5 protein-coding genes are annotated in these 5,124 nt (G+C 64.3%); 4 read left to right on the plus strand and 1 reads right to left on the minus strand.

The features are described 5' to 3' along the window. The 3 genes from AC1DXV_RS30980 to AC1DXV_RS30990 form a co-directional block, all read left to right on the plus strand. Positions 1–1,080 (plus strand): SidA/IucD/PvdA family monooxygenase (locus AC1DXV_RS30980; protein ID WP_477937299.1); only part of this gene is annotated, 1,080 nt, incomplete at its 5' end. A 20-nt stretch (positions 1,081–1,100) separates the two neighbouring features. Next, the gene (locus AC1DXV_RS30985; protein WP_477937301.1) at positions 1,101–1,679 is read left to right on the plus strand and encodes an RNA polymerase sigma factor; all 579 of its coding nucleotides are present in this window, start codon (positions 1,101–1,103) and stop codon (positions 1,677–1,679) included. Next, positions 1,676–2,686, plus strand: a complete 1,011-nt coding sequence (locus AC1DXV_RS30990; RefSeq protein WP_477937303.1) for a FecR family protein — start codon at positions 1,676–1,678, stop codon at positions 2,684–2,686. The genes AC1DXV_RS30985 and AC1DXV_RS30990 overlap by 4 nt, the downstream gene beginning before the upstream one ends. 12 nt (positions 2,687–2,698) lie before the next feature. Here the strand turns inward: AC1DXV_RS30990 and AC1DXV_RS30995 are convergent, their stop codons facing one another. Beyond that, positions 2,699–4,243 carry a hypothetical protein gene (locus AC1DXV_RS30995; protein ID WP_477937305.1) on the minus strand — a complete coding sequence of 515 codons (1,545 nt, stop codon included), beginning with the start codon at positions 4,241–4,243 and terminating at the stop codon, positions 2,699–2,701. Positions 4,244–4,532: 289 nt separating this feature from the next. On the opposite strand from AC1DXV_RS30995, the gene AC1DXV_RS31000 reads away from it, so the two are divergent. Continuing rightward, positions 4,533–5,124 (plus strand): STN domain-containing protein (locus AC1DXV_RS31000; protein WP_477937307.1); only part of this gene is annotated, 592 nt, incomplete at its 3' end.

Consider the following 5,124-nt stretch of genomic DNA (forward strand, 5'->3'; position numbering starts at 1 on the left):
GACCTGGCGACGCTGCGCAACCCGACCAGCCGCTTCACCTTCGTGAACTACCTGCACCAGCGCGGCCGGCTGCAGGATTTCATCAACCTGAAGACCTTCTACCCGAGCCGCCGCGAGTTCAACGACTACCTCGGCTGGGCCGCGGCGCAGTTCGACGACAGCTGCGTCTACGGCGAGGAAGTGGTCGAAGTGCTGCCGCAGGTGCACGGCCGCGAGGTGCAGCTGCTGCGCGTGCGCTCGCGCGACGCGGCAGGCCAGTGGCACGAGCGGCTCACGCGCCACCTGGTGGTGAGCATCGGCGGCACCGCCAACATCCCCGATGCCTTCCGGGCGCTGAAGGGCGACCCGCGGGTGATGCACTCCAGCGGCTACCTGGCCGGCCTGGCGGGCCACGCCGATGCGCAGCGCATCGTGATCGTCGGCGCGGGCCAGAGCGCGGCCGAGCTGTTCATCGACCTGCACGGCCGGCCGAACGCGCCGCGCGTCGACCTGGTGATGCGCGCCCGCGCGATCCGGCCGGCTGACGACAGCCCGTTCGTCAACGAGATCTTCAACGCCGGCTTCGTCGACCAGGTGTATGCGCAGCCCGAGGCGCAGCGCGCCGAGATGCTGGCGGAGTTCCGCCACACCAACTACGCCTGCGCCGACCAGGACCTGATCCGGCAGATGTTCGCGGTGTTCTACGAGCAGCGCGTGAGCGGTGATGAGCGCCACCGCTTCCTGCGCCGCCACGAGATCCAGAGCGTGCGCGCCGCGGCCGACGGCATCCACCTGAACCTGCTCGACGTGAACGCTTCGCGCGAGAGCAGCCAGCGCTACGACGCGGTGGTGCTGGCCACCGGCTATGCGCGCGAGCAGCACCACGCGCTGCTCGGCGAGCTGGCGCCGTGGCTCGGGCGCCTGCAGGTCGACCGCGACTACCGCGTGATCGCGCCGCGCGAGTTCCGCCCGGCGGTGTTCCTGCAGGGCGCCTGCGAGACCACCCACGGCCTGAGCGACACGCTGCTGTCGATCACCGCGGTGCGCTCGAACGAGATCGCGACGAACCTTGCTACACTCAATGCGAACAATTCTCATTGAGCGGAGCGCTCTTCCAACGCATGCGCGAGCTGATCCAGGAACTGGTGGCCCACTGTGCAGACCTGCGGCGGCAGTTGACGCGCGAGCTTCGGGATCCGCAGCACGCGGCCGACATCGCGCAGTCGAGCTTCGAGCGGGTGTACGTGCAGGCGCTGGGGGATGGCCCTCAGGCGGCCATCGCGTCGCCACGCGCGCTGCTGTTTCGCGTGGCACGCAACCTGTGCATCGATGAGGCGCGGCATCGRCAGGTGGCGCAGCGCTGGCTCGTCGAGCAATCGCCGCTCGGCCTGCACGCGGCGGCACCGTCGTGTGAATACGTGCATGCGCAGCGCCAGGTGCTGCGGCGCGTGATCGGGGTGCTCGAATCGCTGCCGCCGTTGCGGCGCGAGGTGTTCCTGCTGTTCCGGGCCTATGGGTTCACGCGCACCGAGATCGCCGGGCGGTTGACGCTCAGCGAGGCGGCGGTGGCCAAGCACCTGGTACGAGCGGCGCTGGATTGCTCGCGGGTGTTCGCCGAGATGCAGGCGGAATTGATCGACGCGCCGGCGGTGTCGCCGCGCAGCAGTTTCCGCGCGACGCTGGCAGAGGATTGGGCATGAGCCCGATGGCTCCGGCCGAGAAGCTGATCGAGCATGCGCTCGACCTGGTCGTGAAGAGCGAGGTCGAGCCGGAACCGGCGGCTGGCCGAGCGCTGGCGCGGCTGCGGCAATGGATCGCGTCGTCGCCCGAACATGCGGCAGCGGCCGACGAGGCGCGCCGGCGCTGGCAGATGCTGGGCGGGATGTCGGAGGGGCTGAGGGAGCATTTCGACGAACCGGTCGCCGCCCCACACGCCGCTGGGCGGCGCAACCTGCTGCTGTCGGCGGCCGCGCTGCTCGGCGGCGCAGCGCTCGCCGGCCGTCTGGGTTGGCAGTATTGGCAGGCGCCGGTGTTCACGGCGTCGTACCGCACGCAGCCGCTGCAGCTGCTCAATGTCAGCTTGCCCGATGCCCAGCCGGGAACGCAGCTGGCGCTCGGCGCCGACAGCGCGATCGAGGTGCGGCTGCATCGGCAGCGCCGCATCGTGCAGCTCGAAGGCGGTGAACTGCGCTGCGACGTGGCGCACGACGCCGCGCGGCCGTTCGAGGTGCTGACGCGCGACGCGCGCATCGAGGTGCTGGGCACGGTGTTCAGCCTGCGCGAGCGCGGCGGCGCGCTGACGGTGGGCGTCGAACGCGGGCGGGTGCAGGTGGCGCCGCGCGAGGCGGCCGACGATGCAGGCCCGGACCGCTACGGCCCGCCGATCGTTTTGACGGCCGGCGAGCTGCTCGACATCCGCAACGGCATCGCACAGCCGCCGCGCCTGGGCGACGCGGCGGCCCTCGCCGGCTGGCGCGACGGCTGGCTCAGCTTCCAGGACACCCCGCTGCGCGAGGCGCTGGCCAGCGTCAACGCCTACCGCACGGCACCGATCGTCAGCACCGATCCACGCGTCGACGCGATGCGGCTGACCGGCCGCTTCCCGGTGCGGGATGCGGCCGGGTTGCTGGCGGCCCTGCCGCAGGTGCTACCGGTGGCGGTGCGGATGCGATCGGATGGCACTGCAGAACTGGCCAGCCGACGATAGGTCATCCTTCGATCATTTTTGATTGCGATACTGCCGCAATCCCTCTGTGACACCGTCATTCTTCAGCATGACGGCCTTGAATTTATTCCAGACCTCCATATCGAAATTTCCGGTTTCCACTTCATCTTGCAAAGCGCCATTAAGATTCCTGAATGCGTCAGCTTCCTCGGCGCTCATATTTTTCGTCCCGTCGCGCGCCGCCTGGGAAATGATCAATTCCCTTACGAAAGGAAGCCCGAGCTTTGCCGGGAAATATTGCTTCCCATTCTGTTTCGTCTTCTCTTCGTGGATATAAAGCAGTTTGACAAGTTCATCATGGAACACCGACGGGAACGCAGGGCGGTCTGTCTTTCCTGGCGCGGCTGCGATTTTATCCCACTCCCCGCTGGTCTGCCCCGAATTGTTTCCTTCCCAGTTTTTATACCCCTCGTCATTTGCGAAGGCATTGACGAGTCGCCGATAATGCAAGGGGTGGAATTCCCCGCCGCCATCAAGATACTGACTGAGCCCCCCAATTTTATTCCGCATTGGTTTATCCCAGCGAAACTCAAATCCATTCTTTTGTGTCTCGTTACGGACAAAGGCGTGAATTTCTTTCTGCGCCTGCTTCTCGGTCACACCTTTGGGCAGAGCCAAGTAGTATTCCCCGTCACCGCCCCGGCGAGTGTATTTTCCAGACAACTCGCGGAAAGCTGTGTAACACCTTTCCTTGTCCACTTGATTCACCACATCGTGCTCGCCTTGAGTGTATCGACTCTTGAGCTTGATGATCTGACAATCACCATGCTTATTCCACGCCTCATTCTGGGCGCCTACAAATTGCTTCAAATCTATCTTTGAAATATCAGGGCGGTTCTGCTCTACACGCCATGAAAATACATTCATCAAGTCGTCGTTGCTGAGATTCTTATATTTGGAACGAAGGCCTTCGAAAAGGCTTGAAAGCGGTGATGCGTGGTCCTGCTCCCGTGCTGGGCCGACCGGCCTTGAGCCGGATCGGTCCGTCCTTCTTGGAGACCTGGAAAATTTTGGCGACTCCGCGGGATGAACCTTGGAGTCACGGGTCCCATGTTTAGATTTTCCTGGCAAAGGCAAAGCCTGATGAACAGGTAAATTGTATTTTTCCAGGGATTTCCAGACAACCGACCTATCCACTGTGTTAGCGGCGACATTCTCACAATGAATGATTTGGGTCTGCATGAACTTGACCAAGACTTCATCCAAAATTTCAGGACAAGAATCTTTGATGGTGCTGCCAAGAATAATGAGTTGCTCCTCAAAACTGCCACCTGCATCCATCAATGCTTTCATGCGGTTGGATAGAAACTTATTTTGCTCAGCAGTCGACATTCGAGATCTCGTGGACATGGGATCTTTTTCTTCGCGAATGCTGGACCTCGAATGTGTATCGAGAGAGGATTCAAAAGTTTCTTGGGCGCTTCTCCTCTGAAGGTCTGTCTTCCTCAACACCGCGTTTTCCGTGTCTTTTTTCTTTTCTTTGCCGGATGAGCCAATTTTCTGGAACTGTTTTTTCACGTTCTTGAACACACTTCGCATCACAACTCCAAATTCATCTGATTGATCTGAACACGCCCGCATGCGGCCGCTCCGGACTCCTGAACGCGCCAAGAGACCGCAAGCCCATTGAGTGGGAAATCCCGCGTGCCCGTTCCAGGCCAAGTACACCCGTGTGCCGCTCCGCCACGCGACGCAAGCCCCATGTCCCACTCTCCCCCGCTCATCCGTCTAAGCAGTCGGAGAGCTCGCAAGCCAGCCCCAGGCCCCTCAGTGGCCTCACGCCAGCGGCTCGTCGTTCATCACGCAACACAACCTCTGGAGTACCCCCATGCGTTCCCTCCCCCGCCAGCGCCTGCTCGTCGTCGCGTTGGCCGCCGCCTTCAGCGGCCCCCTGGCCGTGCCGCACGCGCTCGCCCAGGCCCCCGCCCAGGCCGAGGCCGAGTTCGCGGTCCAGCTGCCGGCCCAGCCGCTGGATGCCGCGCTGAACGAGCTGTCGCGCCAGACCGGCCTGCCGATCCTCGCGGCCGCCGAGGCCACGGCCGGCAAGACCTCGCGCGCCGTGAGCGGCCGGCTGAGCGCGGCCCAGGCGCTGCAGCAGATGCTGGCCGGCAGCGGCCTTGAAGCGGCCCGTTCGCCGAACGGCGGCTTCGCAGTCCGCCCCGCCTCGGCCACCGCAACGGCCGCCGAGACCACGCTGCCCACCCTCACCGTGCGCGCCCGCGCCGACGCCGATGCCGGCGGCTACGTCGCGCAGCGCGCCAGCGTCGGCACCAAGACCGACACGCCGCTGGTCGAGGTGCCGCAATCCGTTTCGGTGATCAGCAGCCAGGAGATCGACGACAAGGGCCAGACCACGCTGACCGATGCGCTCGCGCAGACCCCCGGCGTCACCGTGAACCCCTACGGCTTCGATTCACGTG

The organism is Rhizobacter sp. P3_C12, from assembly GCF_056402735.1.

Bases quoted from the DNA above. Each gene is read 5' to 3' on its own strand.
- AC1DXV_RS30990 (WP_477937303.1), top strand. From the start codon at position 1,676: ATGAGCCCGATGGCTCCGGCCGAGAAGCTGATCGAGCATGCGCTCGAC.
- AC1DXV_RS30995 (WP_477937305.1), bottom strand. From the start codon at position 4,243: ATGCGAAGTGTGTTCAAGAACGTGAAAAAACAGTTCCAGAAAATTGGC.